Here is a 16588-nt window from a genome sequence, read left to right as displayed (position 1 = left end):
AGGTATTTTTTCTTTTGTTAGACTGTCGCGATAATTAAGTTTAATAATAGTTGTAATGGTAATTGAGCGTACTTTTTCTGGGTTAATTTTAACTAAACAACAGTTTGACCGCGACGGAAAGCTGATTTTAGTGTTTTGGTTAAAGTCTAAAGAAGGTCCTGTACGTGTTGAAGTTGCAGGTGAGCAGGCGGTGGTATTTTGTTTATCAGAAGATGCCAAATGGTATGCCGATGCGCTTAATCGAGAGGGGATTGCTTTTGAACAAAAGTCGCTGTCGCTGAAACATTTTAATCAAAGTAACGTTAGCGGCTTTTATTTCACGAGTCTAAAAGCCTTTTTTGCCGCAAAAGAGACAGCAAATGAAGCCGGTGTGATCCTGTACGAACAGGATGTGCGCCACGCTGAGCGCTATTTAATGGAGCGTTTTATCCAAGGCCAAGCATGGGCAAAAGGGCAATATAAGTTAAGCCAAGGTGTGCATTGTTTGTATCAAGCAAAACTTGCTAAAAGTGAACAAGCGAGTTTAGCTGCGCACGAATTGACTTGTGTCTCACTTGATATAGAGTGCAGTGGGTTAGGGGTGCTCTATTCGATAGGCTTTTATAATGCGCATTACCAAAAAGTGGTAATGATAGGGCAAGGTGAAAGTTATGAGTGGTTGGAGTGGGTTGCTGATGAAACCACGTTACTCAAGCGCTTTGTTGCTATCACACAAGAATTAGACCCAGACGTATTCATCGGTTGGAATGTTATTGATTTTGACTTTGTGATGTTAGCTAAGCGAGCAGAAGCGCTTGGTATAAAGTTGCCGCTTGGTCGCTTTGCTAGCCAGCTTCGAGTGACGCAATCAAAAATCAATAAACTTAACTTACCCGGGCGTATGGTGCTTGATGGCATTGATATGCTGAAAAACGCAAGCTACCATTTTTCCAGCTTTCGTTTAGGACAAGTAAGCCACGAATTACTCGGTGAAGAAAAGCTGATCCAAGGTGGCGATACGCTTGCAGAAATCGAACGCCAGTTTAAGCACGAAAAACTAGCGTTAGCTAAATACAATCTGCAAGACTGTAAGCTGGTATGGGATATTTTTCAGAACAAATCGCTAATCGATTTTGCGATAGCAAGGTCCAAACTAACAGGGCTTGATTTAAACCGCCTAGGTGGTTCCGTCGCAGCGTTTACCAATTTATATTTGCCGCATTTACATCGTGCTGGGTATATCGCCCCTAATTTAGGTGATTCCCCAGTACAATTTGAAAGCCCTGGTGGCTATGTAATGGACTCACTTCCTGGTCTTTATCAGAATGTCTTAGTACTCGATTATAAAAGTCTTTATCCGTCAATTATTCGTACTTTTAAGATTGATCCTATGGGGTTAGTTGAAGGGTTAATGCAAGATGACGCGATTGAAGGGTTTAACGGTGCTCAGTTTTCTCGCACCAAACATTTTATTCCTTCGCTTATCAAGCAGCTATGGCAAGCAAGAGAGGCGGCAAAAAAAGCCAAAGATGAAACAATGTCTTACGCCATAAAAATAATTATGAATAGTTTTTATGGCGTATTAGGTTCGACCGGATGCCGGTTTTATGACCCGCGCTTGTCAAGTTCGATTACCATGCGTGGTCATGAAATCATGAAAAAAACCAAGCAGTTAATTGAAGAAGCCGGTTACCAAGTAATATACGGCGATACAGATTCAACCTTTGTCTCGATAGACGGAGAAGCCTCTAAAGCAAAGTGTAACGACATAGGTAAGCAATTAGTTAACAAAATAAATAGCTACTGGCAGGCTGAATTGTGTGAAAAAGGGTTAGACAGCGCACTAGAAATTGAATTTGAAACTCATTATCACCCATTTTTTATGCCGACACTGCGCGGTGAAGCAACTGGATCTAAAAAGCGTTACGCCGGTATTAACCAAGATGGAGAGTTAATATTTAAAGGTCTTGAAGCGGCACGTGGCGATTGGACTCGCCTAGCCAAAGAGTTTCAGACTGAGTTGTACCAACGACTATTTAACAATCAAGCTGTCGATGATTACATCACACAACAGGTTAGTGCCCTTAAATCAGGTGCTTTTGATGACAAACTTGTGTATCGCAAGCGATTGGGACAAGAGCTTGAAATGTATCGTCGTAATATCCCACCTCATGTTAGAGCAGTGTTAGATTACCAGCTAAAACACCCCGATTTTTTCATCAAACGAGGTGACTGGGTGAATTATCTTGTAACACTTGACGGCCCCGTTTACTTGGCTGAAGGTGGTGTGTCAGAAGTAAATCGAATCGATTATCAACATTACTTAGATAAGCAACTAAAGCCAATTGTAGAGGCGCTTGAAAAGGCGTTAATGTTAAATTTTGAACAATTGGTTAATGAGCAACAAAGCCTTTTCTAAAAAGTTCAAAAAAAATGTAATTTTTTGATTACAATTTTAAAATCTCTCGTAATCCCTACTTAACACCATGTTTTTAAATGATTTTAATTGTTTCGGATAGGCTTTTTGAAATGTTTCCAAGTGTGTATAAATGTGATCTTAAAGAAACATATGAGGCTTAAATGTTAAAACTTTATAAACACATGTTGACCGATGTTTACCCTTATGATTATTATTGCCCTCGGATAAATGAGTTTTAACTCAAAAAAATCAATCAACAAATTGTTAGATTGTAAATAAAAGTAAATCCACAAATGTGGTCCAGGGAGAAATCTAAATGTTAAATAATAAACTAGCAAAAGCTGTTCGCTTAGCGATCGCTTTTGGTGGTGCTAGCACTGCTGTTTTCGCAGCAAATGCTAATGCCGCTGAAGAACAAGCTGCTGAACAAGTAGAACGTATTGAAGTTACTGGTTCTCGTATCAAACGCACCGATATGGAAGGCGCGAGCCCTGTTACTGTGATGACTGCGGAAGAGATTAAGCTTTCGGGTTATTCACGCGTTGAAGACATCCTTAACCAGCTTCCTCAAATCGAAGCCGCAGAAACTTCTTTTCTTGCAAATGGCGCGACTGGTACAGCGACACTTGATTTACGTGGTTTAGGTTCTAACCGTACTCTTGTACTTGTTAACGGTCGTCGTCTTCAAGCAGGTTCAATTACTTCTCAATCGCCAGACGTTAACCAAATCCCAGCTTCACTAATCAAGCGAGTTGAAGTACTAACTGGTGGTGCTGCAGCGGTATATGGTGCAGACGCAGTAGCAGGTGTTGTTAACTTCATTATGAATGACGACTTTGAAGGTCTTCAAATGAACGTAGGCGCATCAGGCTACCAGCACAATAATGATAACAAATACATCCAAGGTTTAATGGATGATAAAGGGTTTGAATACCCAAGCGGTAGTACAGGTATCGATGGCCGTTCATACAGCATTGATTTAGCAATTGGTGGTGCATTTGATGGCGGTAAAGGTAACGCAGTTGCTTACGCGGTATGGCGTCGTAACGATGAGCTACTTCAGGGTACTCGCGATTATTCGTCATGTGCATTAAACCGTACTCAATCTGCTTGTGGTGGTTCTGCTACGACGCCTAACCCACATTTTGATATGTATCCAATTGTTGATGGTGAAGTAGATTACACACAAAACTTCTTTGGTTACCTAAATCCAAATGGTAACGGTTTTATTGAAGATGATGGTTACCGTTATAACTATGCCCCAGTTAACCACTTCATGCGTCCAAATGAGCGTTTCTCTTTCGGTACTTTCGTAAATTATGAAATCAATGATAATTTCCGCCCGTATCTAGAAGCATCATTCATGCATAACCGTACTGCGGGTCAGATTGCAGAGTCAGGTACTTTCTACAACGAAGAATTTGTATTTGATTACGACAATCCACTTATTTCAGATCTTCAGAAACAGCAATTACAAACATGGTTTGGCCAAACTGATGCAGACCAATTCGTTGGTTACATTGGTAAGCGTAACGTTGAAGGCGGTCCTCGTGCCGATAATCTAGAGCATTCATCTTACCGTATCATCACGGGTGTTGAAGGTGAAATCAATGATACTTGGTCATATGATGTTAGCTACAACTATTCAGCTACAACATCTAGCTCGGTTTATATCAACGACTTACTAGCGCCTAAGATTGGTCCACGTGTTGGCGCTGTAGGCACTGAGTGTGTTGAAGAAGATGGTTGTTTATATTACAACGTATTTGAGCTAGGCGGTGTTACACCTGATCAAGCAGCACAACTTGCAGGTGTTGGTATTCAAACAGGTTTAGTAACTCAGCAAATCTTAAACGGTTATGTTTCAGGTGAAATTGAGCAGCTACATATTCCATCAGCTCCAGCTCCAGTAGCAGCTGTATTTGGTTTTGAACGTCGTGAACAAACTTACGAGCGTATTTCTGACACAGTTTACGCAGAAGGCCAATTACTTGGTCAAGGTGGTCCTTCAGCAAGCCTAAACGGTGAAATTGATGTAACTGAATTCTTTACAGAATTCCAGGTTCCAGTTCTTGACGAATTAAACATGAACGGTGCATTACGTTGGTCTGACTACTCAACTTCAGGTTCAGACACAACATTCACTGTTGGTGCTGACTACACACTAGCTGACGCATATAAGTTCCGTGCAAGTTTTGCAAAAGCAATTCGAGCTCCTAACGTAGGTGAGCTATTCTCATCTCAAAATATTGGTCTTTGGACTGGTGATGACCCTTGTGCTGGCACTGATCCTTCATACTCACTTGAACAGTGTCAACGTACGGGTATGACAGCTGCGCAATACGGCACAGGTGCTGTTTCTAAGTCTCCTGCTGGTCAATACAACCAAGTTTCTGGTGGTAACACTGAACTTAACCCAGAAGAAGCAGATACAATTACTGTTGGTTTAGTTGCGAACCCATTTGAGGATTTCAACTTCACTATCGATTACTTTGACATCAAGATGGAAAATGTAATCGCATCAGTAGGTGCTGAGCGTATCCTAAATAACTGTGCTACAACGGGCGATGCATTCTTCTGTGATAACGTTAAGCGTAGTCCTTCTGGCAGCCTTTGGTTAGGTCAAGAAGGTTTTGTTACTAACTTAAGTGATAACATCGGTGGTCGTCACTGGCGTGGTGTTGACGTAACAGCTAACTACAGCATGGCTGTGGGTGAAGGCACTCTTGATTTCAACATCAATGGTTACTACAACATCAAAAAGCTAGTTCAACCAGTTCTTGCTGATTCAAGCCTAGACTATGATTGTACTGGTACTATCAGCACTGACTGTTTCACAACTCCTAAGTGGCGTCATACTTTCCAAGCTGATTACTCTATGAATGATTGGCGTGTAACAGCTAAGTGGCGTTTCTACGGTGAAGTTGATTATGACGGCACTGCAGATACTAAACTTGCTGAAGAAGGTGGTGTTGATGCATATAACTTCTTTGATGTATCAGGTAGTTATTCAATCAACGAACACGTAACAGTTATCGGCGGTGTTAACAACATTCTTGACGAAGAGCCACCAATGGTTGGTAACTCTCTATCAACTAACGCTAACACTATCTCTGGTTTCTATGATTCGCTAGGTCGTTTCATTCACGTAAGTGTTAACATGACATTCTAATTTAAGCCTACGCGCTAAATTAGCAAAAAGCCTGCATATGCAGGCTTTTTTTATGAGAGAATGAAAATTATGTCGTAATTAATAGAGTAGTCGTGTAATGAAATTAGATAACCACAAACTCACTCCACAACAAGCGAATTTATATGAAATAGCAACAAATGCTAGGCGCAATAAAAACTACTCAGTGGCTTTACATCGTGTAAATGATATCTTAAATAACTTATCTCATTTTGAACCCGCAGTTTTAGAAGCAGCATTAATATTATTTGAAACAAGTAATTTTGAAGCTGCTGAAAATATTCTTCTTAAATTAATTGATTCACCCTTTGAGGTTTATGCTAAAAGTCATGCTCTTGCAGTAATAAATAAAAGCAAGCGAAACTTCAAAAACGCAATTTATTATTATCAAAAAGCATGCGTACACAAACCAAATTCTGCTGTTGACTTACTAGGATTAAGTTTTTGCTATTCACAGGTTGGTGATTTTGAGAGTGCAATTGAAGTGTGTAAGACACGCTTGGATAATAGTGCAGAGAATGTACTATTGGACGATTATCTAGCCACTTTATATACACAATCTAATCAGTATGAAAAAGCAGAAACCTTATTACAAAAAAATATCAAGGCTAACAGGGATAATTCAAAAGCTCTGTATTCTCTGGCAAATATAAAAAAAGCCAAAGGTGAAATAATAAAAGCCAAAGAGCTTTACAAAAGGGCAATCGAAATAACCCCCAATCTAGTTATGGCTCATTATGGCCTCTCTGTTGTGACAAATTATAAAAAAGAAGGGGAAGGTCACTTAGCGCAACTTAATGATCTGTATTCTAATGCGCAACTACATGCTCAAGATCGTATTTTATTAGCATTTTCCTTAGCGAAAGCTTATGAGCAAAATGAAAAATATAAACAGTCTTTTAGCTATCTTAAACAGGGTAATGATTTACGATTTAAAATGTTAAATTATGATGTAAGAGCGGATTTAGCATTTATTGATAATATAAAGTCTGCTTTCACAAGAAAAGATATCGAACCATTACAAATACATGGAAATAAGTCACAAAAACCAATTTTTATAGTTGGTATGCCAAGGTCAGGAACTTCCCTGATTGAAAAAATAATTGGGTCTCACACCTCGGTGTTTAATGCAGGCGAAATAGAAACGTTTTTCTCGTTGAGTTGTACTTTATTAGATTCTAACACTTACTTATTTGAAAACGTTGCTAATCTTCATGAAAAGCAAATTAAGGCTTTATCAGATCAGTATCTAGCGAAAATAAATAGTTTGTCGAGTGGAAGCTGTTTTATTACCGATAAACTGCCTTTAAACTTTCTTATGGTAGGTGTAATCAAAATTCTTTTCCCAAATGCTAAGATTATTCACTGTAAGAGAGACAGGAACGACACGTGTTTATCTATTTACAAAAAAAATTTCAGTAACGATAACTATCGCTTCGCCTATAACTTAGAAGCCCTTGCCAAGTATTACAAAAGCTATGAGATATTAATGGCTCATTGGCATGCTGAGTTTCCAGGAGAAATACTAGATGTTCATTATGAAAAGCTTGCGTTGAATCCTACTGAAGAAATTCAAAATCTAATTGCTCAATGTGGCTTAGAGTGGCAAGAGTCATGTCTTGATTTTCACAAAACTCCTAGCATTGTTAAAACAGCAAGTGCAGTACAGGTAAGACAACCTATGTATACAAATTCTATAGGCCTTTGGCATCAATATGAAGAAGAATTGTCGGAGCTTATTAAGTTATTAAACAGTAAAGCTGATAGTTATAACTTATAAGTCAAAGCAAATCATTGTTCATGACGATATTTTCAAAAAAAAAATATAAACTTTTAAACTGTTAATAACTTTTTACTAAAATTGCTGTAATGGTAGCTCTATCGCTTTTGTTGTGTGGCTTGTATCTATGCTAATTTAAATTCAAATGTAAACAGAATGTTTATATTTTTGAGGGTGAGAGTTACTAAACTAACTCGAAGCAGTATTTTACTAAGTTTGGCTGTTGACACTCTTCTATGCATTTAGCATTATTGGTGAGTTGGTGCATTTTTTATGTGCACCATTCATGATTGAGTTTTAATCAGTTTAAATTCTAAAAAAGTAACATTACTTAATTGGTTGGGAACTATGTCTGTTAAAATCAGAAAAAGTCTTGTAGCTTCAGCGTTGGTTGGCGCGGTTGCACTTACAAGCAGCAATGTGATGGCAGATCCTTTGAAAGACATTCACAATGTTGAAGGTCAGACTATTAAGGCTGCACAAAAGTCTCAGAACAAAATCGATAACGTATTCGAGCAAACAGTTGAACTGAAAGCGGAGTATGACACTACGATTAACCAAACTGAGATCCTAAAAGTTTATAATGATCACCTAGCACGTTTGGTTGCAGACCAAAATGCGGGCATTGAATCATTAAATAAACAAATCAAAGAAATCGATACAACTAAACGTAACGTTGTGCCTTTGATGTATCGCATGATCGATACGCTTGAGCAATTCATCAAAGCGGACGTTCCTTTTGACACTGAAAAGCGTTTAGACCGTGTTGAAAAGTTACGTGAGTTAATGACTAACTCATCAGTAACGACTTCTGAAAAGTACCGTCAGGTTCTTGAAGCTTACCTTACAGAGAAAGATTACAGCACTGTTGTAACTGCTACTCAAGGTGCTATCAACCTAGATGGTCGTGATATCACTGTAGACTTCGGTCGTGTTGGTCGTATCGCTTACGTAGCTCAGTCTCTAGACCTTAAGAATGCTTGGGTTTGGAACAACTCTACGAAGCAGTGGGACAAGCTAGGTGACGAATACATCAGCCCTATTACTGATCTTATTCGTATGGCGCGTAAGCAAAAAGCTTACGATATTGTTAGCCTTCCAATCTTTGGCGCGGAGTAATCACGATGAAGAAACTATTTAAAGGTTTAGCAGTTGCTACTGTTCTTTCTGTTTCTGCAGGTGGCGCGCTAAATGCACACGCAGATACAGCTGCTCTAGATAAAATCCTTGAGCAAGTTAAGCAAGACCGTATCTCGTCTGGCAAAATTAACAAGCAACGTGAGCAAGAGTTCTTATCAGCTCGTGCTGACAAGCAAGCGTTATTAAAGAAAGCTCAACGTGAACTAGCGGCTGAAGAAGCTCGCGGTGATCGTCTTAAGAAGCAATACGCACAAAACGAAGCGACACTAGCGTCTAAAGAAGCAGAATTAGAAACTGCTAAAGGTACGCTTGGTGAGATGTTCGGTGTTGTACGTCGTGCTGCATCTGAAACAATCGGTTCAATCGAAGCGTCACTAGTTTCTGCTGAAAAGCCAGGACGTGAAGAAGTTCTTCGTTCTCTAGCTGCTGCTAAAGAACTACCAACTACTCGCGAACTAGAAGAGCTTTGGATTGGTCTTCAAACTGAAATGACTGAGTCTGCGAAAGTATCATCTTTCGAAACTACAGTTGCTCAGTTAGACGGTTCAGAAGTTAACGCTAAAGTTACGCGTATTGGTAACTTCAACCTTATCTCTGATCAAGGTTACTTAATTTACCACCCAGAAACTAAGCAAATCCAGCCGCTAGGTCGTCAGCCTGATGGTTACGTATTGTCTTCTGCTGAAGCGCTACGTGCTACTCCAGCTGGTTCATACACTGGTTTCTATACAGATATCACTCGTGGTTCAATTCTACGTCTAAACACGCAGAAAGCGACTCACGAAGAGCGTTTCCACCAAGGTGGTACAGTTGGTTACCTAATCGCAGTACTACTAGTTATTGGTTTCATCATCGCGATTATTCGTCTTGCTGACCTTACTCTAACTACTGGTAAGATCCGTTCACAGCTTAAGAATCTTAACACACCAAACGAAAACAACCCGCTTGGTCGTATTCTTAAAGTTTACCAAGACAACAAATCAGAAGATGTTGAAAACCTTGAGCTTAAGCTTGATGAAGCGATTCTACGTGAAACGCCACGCATCGAAGCTGGTGTTAACATCATCAAGATCTTCGCAGCTATCGCACCTCTAATGGGTCTATTAGGTACTGTTGTAGGTATGATCGAAACATTCCAGCAAATCACGTTATTCGGTACAGGTGATCCGAAGATCATGGCTGGTTCAATCTCAATGGCACTAGTAACTACTGCTCTAGGTCTAATTGCGGCACTACCGCTAATCCTAGTTCACGCTATCGTTGCAAGCCGTTCTAAGTCTGTACTACACATCCTAGATGAGCAAAGCGCTGGTATTATTGCTGCTCACGCGGAGAAGGAGAAAGCCTAATGCTAGTCCTGATGGAGATCTGGGAATCTGTCAGGGATTTTGTGGCTACAGGCGGCCAGGTACTATATGTGGTCGCAATAGCACTCTTTCTTATGTGGGTATTAATGATTGAGCGCTATTGGTTCCTGACCAGCGTGTTTCCTAAAATGAAAAAGGGAATCATCGCTAACTGGGACGCCCGCCAGGACACTACGTCTTGGTATGCACACAGAATCCGTGAAGCATGGATTTCTGAAGCGTCTGAGAAATTAGATGAGCGTATGTTGTTGATCAAAACATTAGTAGCTGTATGTCCACTTATCGGCTTATTAGGTACTGTAACGGGTATGATCGCGGTTTTCGAAACCATGGCTACCCAAGGTACTGGTAACGCACGCTTAATGGCATCAGGTATTTCAATGGCGACGATCCCAACAATGGCTGGAATGGTTGCAGCACTATCAGGTGTATTCTTTAGCACACGTCTAGAAGCGAAAGCGAAGATGGCTAAGAATAAACTTATCGATAGCTTGCCGCATCACTAGAGAGAGATTTGAATATGGCACGTAATAAACGTATTCGTGAAGAAGATGAAGCAGCGGTAGATATGACACCGATGCTCGACATCGTTTTCATCATGCTTATCTTCTTTATCGTAACAACGTCATTCGTTAAAGAAGCCGGTATTGAAGTTAACAAACCAAAAGCAGCACAAGCTACCAAGAAGAAAAATGCAAATATCTTTATTGCAATTCGTGGTAACGGTGAAGTTTGGATGGATAAGCGCCAAGTAGATGTAGAACGTGTATCTGCGAACATCGAGCGTCTCTTAGCTGAACAACCTACTGAAGTCGTGATTATCCAAGCGGATAAAGAAGCGAAGCACGGTGTGGTTGTGAAAGTTATGGACCAGATCAAGGCTACTGGTGACTATCTGAAGATTTCAATCGCTGGAGAAAAGTAATGATTCGTTTTCTGTTTTCACTGATTGCAGGTGGGGCAGTTACTTTCGGCTTATTTTATTTCATGGCGTTCTTGATCTCTGGCGGCGATAAACGCGCCGCCAATGACCAAGAGCAGATTGTAGTCGAAATTATGACGAATCCGCCTGAATCAAAGGTGCAGGAGAGGAAGCGTGTACCGCCTCCGCCTCCGCCGCCACCTAAGCAGCCGCCTAAACCGCAGCCGCCACAACCTGATAATTCGAGTAATAACAACTCTGGGTTACAGTTTAATATGCCATCAATTGATGTTGGTGGTACGGCAGGTGGTCTAGATGGCCCAGGCGCATTTGGCCGAGATGGTGATGCTACACCAATCGTTCGAATTGAGCCTAAATATCCGCCACAAGCTGCGCGTGATGGTAAAGAAGGTTGGGTACAACTTCGCTTTACAATCGATGAAGTAGGTGGTGTAACTGATATTGAAGTTATTAACGCTGAACCAAGACGTATTTTCGACCGTGAAGCAAAGCGTGCTCTACGTAAATGGAAATACAAGCCTAAGATTGTTGATGGTAAACCACAACGTCAAGCAGGCATCGAAGTTCAACTTGATTTCAAACTTGACCAAGGTTAGGAGGCAGTATGAAAACTTTATCTAAAGTGACCGCGCTTGCCTTATTAATTTCACTTGGTGGTGCAGTTTATTCTGCACCAACTTTGGCTAAAGCAGATCCTGCGAAGATTGAAGAGCGCAAGAAACGTAAAACCAAAGTTATGGGTGAACGTACTGGTAAAAAAGTTGTTAGAGCATTTGATGTTTACAATGGCGACCAGGAAAAAGGAATCGAGGGCGATGTAGCTGGTGCGCTTCAAATGATGAAGGAAATTGAGCCTTCAGACGAGTTTGATAGAGCACAAGTTAACTATTACATGGCGCAAATGAGCTATCAGCTTGAAAAGTTTGATGAAGCAATTCGTCTTGCTAAAGCGGCAGCTAAGCCAGATGTTCTTAACTTTAAAGACCAAGCAACTGTAATGAAGCTTATTGCAGACTTACAGCGTCAAGAAAAACAGTATAAAGATGCTCGTGATTCTTACTACGCTTGGATGGACTTTACGGGTGAAGAAGATGCAAAAGTTTATTTAGCAATTGCATCTATTTACTACGAAACAAAAGAGTATAAGAATATTCTTGGTCCAGCAGATCGTGCAATTGAACTATCTAAAAAAGAGCCTATAAAAAGTGCTTACGACTTAAAAGTTGGTGCGTACGTAGAGCTTAAGCAGTTCAATAATGCGGTTAAAACAAGTGAAGAACAAATTAAGATTTGGCCAAAAGAGTACAAACTTTGGACTCGTTTAGCTTCTTTCTACATGACAGTTGAAGACTACAAAAAAGGTCTTGCAGCTGCGAAAGTAGCAGAGCGTAACAATGCGTTAGAAACAGCTAACCATTTTAAATTCCTTGCAAGTTTGTATTCACTTAACGAAATGCCTTACCAAGCAGGTGTTACACTTGAAAAAGCGGTAAAAGCAAAGAAAGTTAAGAAAGACAAATCGACGGTTTCGACGCTAGGTGCATATTTCCATAATGCTAAGCATTATAACAAAGCAGCGAAGTTCTACATTGAAGCAGCTGATTTCGATAATGACTCTGAGTTATATCGTAAAGCAGGTTCAATGTTCGTAACGAGCGAAGATTATGCACTAGCGGTTAAAAACCTTAGTAAAGCACTTGAGCTTGGCAATAAAAAGAAAGGTCAGATCCACTTAGACCTTGCAGAAGCATACCTTCAGCAAGAAAAGTATAAGCTGGCTTATCAAAATGTTCGTAAAGCGACAGAATATCCGCAAACGAAGAAATTTGCTAAGAGCTGGTCTCAGTATATTAAAGACAAAGCGATCCGTAAGGGCGTTAAAATTTAATAGCTGAACACGCACAAAAAGCCCCAACAGGGGCTTTTTTAATGCCTAAAATTTATCGTTTATTTTCGGCAATTAATTAGGGTCTGTTGACCTTTTAAGTTCGTTTTTGCTGTAGTTTGATTGGGTCTTATACAAGACATAGGCTTAGTTATTCTATGTGAGTCAGCCGATAACACAGTAGAAAACCCAATCAAGCGCTGCCGAACGGTTCTTTTGAGCGCAATCGGATTAATTCACATACTCGCCACATAAAATGCATCAGCCGCAGCAGCTTTAGTCGAATATCGACATCAATATCACACTTGTTTGCTACAACACGGCACGCAGCGCTAAATCTACTCACTACAAAGTAGCGATGGTGCTACTCTTAAAATGCTGTTTTAAATGTTAGTGAATGGTATATGTTTCTAGTTGATACGCATTTACACCATTTTGTTCTGCATAATGAAGGGCGGTGATTGTTTTTTCAAAAATAGCACCAGGTTCAATAGTAAGCTCTGGCTTCACGTTCACAGCACCAATGCTTAAGTTGCAGTGCAATAAGCCCAGCTTTTCTTGCTCTAATAACGCGTTTTGAATGCGGGTAACAATCACTTTAGTGCCTTCGGTATCGAGCCCAAATAGCCCCATCGCAAAGCAATGCTCGTTAAAGCGACACGTAATATCGGTGCTGCGTAGTGTTTGCTCGGTCAGAATATTACCTACTTGAATTAGTTTTGCTTTTTCTGTCTCAGAAGAGGTTCTGATATGTGGATTAAATAACAGAATAGACAAACTATCGTTATCACGTATTAACCTATGCCATTCGCGGTTAAAAATTTCCATAAAGTATGCTTGGTTGTATAATCCAGTTTCCGTATCGCGAAATGAGGCGTTTTGAAAAGAAAAAATCATAAGCGCTCTCCAGATTACCATCTCTTTTAAGGTTAGATTAAATTGATTAAATTTACGCAATTATTACTACCAATTTGTTTCGCTTTTTTATTATTTGGCTGCGATGACGCCTCAAATAATCGCTCAGAGGCCGAGTTAGTAACGTCTTTAACGCAGCTTAATACTTTGCTTTACCCGTCACAGAGCGAATCTAACGACCTTTTGTGGCCTATGAGTGACCGTTATTTAACGCAAAGAGATAGTTTATTTAAACAATTATTGCGAACATCCGAAAAACCTAGCCCAGAAGCCCAGTTGTTAGCGATAGAGCAGCGCTTTACCGAACGTTTCTTTCCTTGGCCGTATAATGCTAATCCGGTATTAAACTACTTACAGAGCGCGCCTCATGTTGAAGATGCTGACCTTGCAGACTTTATTGCCTTCAGTCAGCAAAAAATGAGCAATGCCTATCAAGACAAAGTTCGCCTCAGTCGCTTTGAGCTAACCGCGCTGTTACGCCAAATAGCTAACGCGGAACAACAGCTAGAGACATTCACAGCAGCAAAAACTGCATTGGCTGAATTTGAGAGTTATTTAAAAGACTACTCACCACGCAGAAGCCCAGGCATTGGGGCCTTACCTAATGGCGAAGATTGGTATCAAGCACGTTTAAACTATTTTACTAATGCAGCGCAAAAACCGGCGGATGTATTAAATAGCTTGTTAATAATCAAGCAAAGTGTAAACAGTGAACCGCAGTTTGTTGTTTGCTTTACAACTCAAAAATGCGCTAATAACTCAGGCTTAGATTGGCGTACAAAATACAGTGATCGCCGCGCGGAATTTTCAGCCGTGCCATTTGGTAAAGAGCAAGCGGTAATTGCAGAAGTTGATTTCGGTATTCATGCGCAGGCATGGAGTAGTGAGCATGCACTTACAGTGCTAACCAAGCAGTTAGAGATTGATGAAGAACGCGCTAATCGTGTACTAGCAAAAATATTACAAGAGCCAGCGCTTGCGATGGTAAATATCCCATTAGGCTAATGCCTAATGGGAACATGCTTTACAGCGTTGTGTTGCTGGGTCGTTATCGAGTAACTCTAGCTCAATAGGTTCTTCACAGTCTGCACAATAGCCATATTGGCCAATTTCAAATTGCGCAATTGCCGCCTCTAACTGAATTAAACGACTCAGTTTAGGTTCATGATTTAATAGAAAGTGCTGTTCCAGAAAGTCTGGCCAATCGCTATAGTTAATAGCATGTAAGTCATTAACAATTGCGGGCTGAACTTGTCCATAATGTTCAATTACCTCTTTGCGTAACGCTTCCAATTCTACTTCAAGCCTACGTTTGAATAACTCAAGTGACACGGTCATTCTCATTCCCCTTTTTATTCCTAGCACCTAAGGGTGCAATATTGAATTATAGGGACTTGATAAACGCGCGATATGATATGAATCAACAAGTAGTAACTTTGTTACTCGCCTGTAAAATTTTATCGAGCACTTCTTGACTCGATTTAAGTCGTTTTATTTCTTCAAAAAAGAGGTTTGCATCGGTGTATTGCAGTTTTAAATAGCCAAGCCACTGTTTTGTGCGACTGGCGAAGTAACGTTCACTGTTACCGCCATCACAATGCATTGATGAGTCAATTATATGGTGTAATATTTGCTGCCACGATAATGCAGTGTAATGTTCACCATTGCGCTTGCTGACAATTTCAGCTGCCAGATCGGGCTTTGCTAACGCACCACGACCTAGCATCACATCATCACAGCCACTGCGTTGTTGGCACAATCTATAATGGTCAAAATTCCACACCTCACCGTTGGCAACCACATTGATATCAGAGGTGACTTTGAGTGGTTTTATTTTTTCCCAATACGCAGGAGGGCGGTAGCCGTCACGTTTTGTTCTTGCATGAATCGCGATACTTGATGCACCAGCACTACAAACAGCATCAAAAATTTCTTGGCTTTGAGAACAGTCATCAAAACCAAGGCGAACCTTAGCTGATACCTCATCATCCACAGGCACCGCATCTCGCACAGCTTTTACAATTTGATAAATTTGCTCTGGTTCTTTGAGTAGTACTGCGCCGCCTTTACTTTTATTGACTGTTTTTGCGGGGCAGCCAAAATTCAAATCAACACCGTGAGAACCAAGTTCAACTGCACGCTGTGCATTTTCTGCAAGCACATTTGCGTGTTGTCCAAGTAATTGAATACGCACAGGGGTGCCAGATTGGGTTTTTCCCTGATTGTTTAACTCAGGGCAGTATCGATGAAATACACGAGCAGGTAATAATGCATCAACAACACGGATAAATTCAGTAACACACAGGTCAAATCCACCAATATCGGTGAGTAATTGTCGCATATGGAAGTCAACAACACCTTCCATCGGTGCCAAAATCAGTTTCATTGTAACCCGTGTAATAGCTATCTCGGCGGCGATTTTAACGAGCTTATGAGCTAAACACTATTATTTTTTTTATTACAAGGCTAAACTGATATTGCTCAATGGGTTAGCTGTACCATAATGAGATTTACAAAACGAATTGATCAAAAAATTTAAATTTATTTGAAAGAATATTTTTAAAAGCTAGGTCATTTTAAACAATCAAGTAAACGTAAAACGAGACAACTATGAAAACACTTAATAAAAATTCAGTAGCTTTAACAGTAGGTGCAGCAGTAATTGGTGCATCAAGCTTAGTTTCTACAGCGGCAAACGCTAACCCTTTCCAAGTTACCGCAATGCAATCTGGCTATATGCTTGATGCTGGTGAAGGCAAATGTGGTGAAGGTAAATGCGGCGGCGATAAAAAAGCTGAAAAAGAAGGCAAATGCGGCGAAGGTAAGTGCGGCGGCGACAAAAAAGCTAAAAAAGAAGGTAAGTGCGGCGAAGGCAAATGCGGCGGCGACCACAAAGCTAAAAAAGAAGGCAAGTGTGGCGAAGGTAAATGCGGCGGCGACAAAAAAGCTAAAAAAGAAGGCAAGTGCGGC

At 40.4% G+C, this 16588-nt stretch carries 14 protein-coding genes; 11 read left to right on the top strand and 3 right to left on the bottom strand.

The features are described from left to right. Positions 1-55 precede the first annotated feature (55 nt). The 9 genes from AN214_RS11360 to AN214_RS11320 all read left to right on the top strand — a co-directional run bounded on the left by AN214_RS11360 (position 56) and on the right by AN214_RS11320 (position 12706). Positions 56-2398 carry a DNA polymerase II gene (locus tag AN214_RS11360; protein ID WP_054979842.1) on the top strand — a complete coding sequence of 781 codons (2343 nt, stop codon included), beginning with the start codon at positions 56-58 and terminating at the stop codon, positions 2396-2398. 316 nt (positions 2399-2714) lie between these two features. Then, entirely contained in the window at positions 2715-5570 is a 2856-nt protein-coding gene (locus tag AN214_RS11355) for a TonB-dependent receptor domain-containing protein (RefSeq protein WP_054979841.1), read from the top strand. A gap of 97 nt (positions 5571-5667) precedes the next feature. After that, complete coding sequence (locus tag AN214_RS11350; protein WP_054979840.1) at positions 5668-7368, top strand: tetratricopeptide repeat-containing sulfotransferase family protein; 1701 nt, start codon at positions 5668-5670, stop codon at positions 7366-7368. A 348-nt stretch (positions 7369-7716) separates the two neighbouring features. Then, on the top strand, positions 7717-8487 hold the full coding sequence (locus AN214_RS11345; protein ID WP_010559750.1) for a DUF3450 domain-containing protein: 771 nt from the start codon (positions 7717-7719) through the stop codon (positions 8485-8487). A gap of 5 nt (positions 8488-8492) precedes the next feature. Continuing rightward, positions 8493-9857, top strand: a complete 1365-nt coding sequence (locus AN214_RS11340) for a MotA/TolQ/ExbB proton channel family protein (protein WP_054979839.1) — start codon at positions 8493-8495, stop codon at positions 9855-9857. Next, on the top strand, positions 9857-10381 hold the full coding sequence (locus tag AN214_RS11335; RefSeq protein ID WP_010559752.1) for a MotA/TolQ/ExbB proton channel family protein: 525 nt from the start codon (positions 9857-9859) through the stop codon (positions 10379-10381). Before AN214_RS11340 ends, AN214_RS11335 begins: the two co-directional genes overlap by 1 nt. Before the next feature lie 14 nt (positions 10382-10395). Then, positions 10396-10800, top strand: a complete 405-nt coding sequence (locus AN214_RS11330; RefSeq protein ID WP_054979838.1) for a biopolymer transporter ExbD — start codon at positions 10396-10398, stop codon at positions 10798-10800. Further along, complete coding sequence (locus AN214_RS11325) at positions 10800-11414, top strand: energy transducer TonB (protein WP_054979837.1); 615 nt, start codon at positions 10800-10802, stop codon at positions 11412-11414. Before AN214_RS11330 ends, AN214_RS11325 begins: the two co-directional genes overlap by 1 nt. A gap of 8 nt (positions 11415-11422) precedes the next feature. Continuing rightward, positions 11423-12706: a lipopolysaccharide assembly protein LapB gene (locus AN214_RS11320; RefSeq protein ID WP_054979836.1), complete on the top strand. Its 1284-nt coding sequence runs from the start codon at positions 11423-11425 to the stop codon at positions 12704-12706. Positions 12707-13093: 387 nt separating this feature from the next. On the opposite strand, the gene AN214_RS11315 is transcribed toward AN214_RS11320, so the two are convergent. After that, a complete protein-coding gene (locus tag AN214_RS11315) occupies positions 13094-13600 on the bottom strand; it encodes a GGDEF domain-containing protein (RefSeq protein WP_054979894.1) in 507 nt (168 codons plus the stop codon). Positions 13601-13642: 42 nt separating this feature from the next. Between AN214_RS11315 and AN214_RS11310 the strand changes: the two genes are divergently transcribed. Beyond that, entirely contained in the window at positions 13643-14623 is a 981-nt protein-coding gene (locus AN214_RS11310) for a hypothetical protein (protein ID WP_054979835.1), read from the top strand. A 3-nt stretch (positions 14624-14626) separates the two neighbouring features. On the opposite strand, the gene AN214_RS11305 is transcribed toward AN214_RS11310, so the two are convergent. Both AN214_RS11305 and AN214_RS11300 read right to left on the bottom strand, forming a co-directional pair. Further along, a complete protein-coding gene (locus AN214_RS11305; protein WP_010559758.1) occupies positions 14627-14956 on the bottom strand; it encodes a TraR/DksA C4-type zinc finger protein in 330 nt (109 codons plus the stop codon). A gap of 82 nt (positions 14957-15038) precedes the next feature. Then, positions 15039-16004 carry a tRNA-dihydrouridine synthase gene (locus AN214_RS11300; protein WP_054979834.1) on the bottom strand — a complete coding sequence of 322 codons (966 nt, stop codon included), beginning with the start codon at positions 16002-16004 and terminating at the stop codon, positions 15039-15041. A gap of 224 nt (positions 16005-16228) precedes the next feature. Between AN214_RS11300 and AN214_RS11295 the strand changes: the two genes are divergently transcribed. After that, a partial coding sequence (locus AN214_RS11295; protein WP_054979833.1) for a hypothetical protein occupies positions 16229-16588 on the top strand: 360 nt, incomplete at its 3' end.

It is taken from the genome of Pseudoalteromonas sp. P1-9, from assembly GCF_001399975.1.
GTDB lineage: Bacteria > Pseudomonadota > Gammaproteobacteria > Enterobacterales > Alteromonadaceae > Pseudoalteromonas.
The sequence above is the reverse complement of the archived record's forward strand: the minus strand, read 5'-3'. Positions and strand labels throughout refer to the sequence as shown.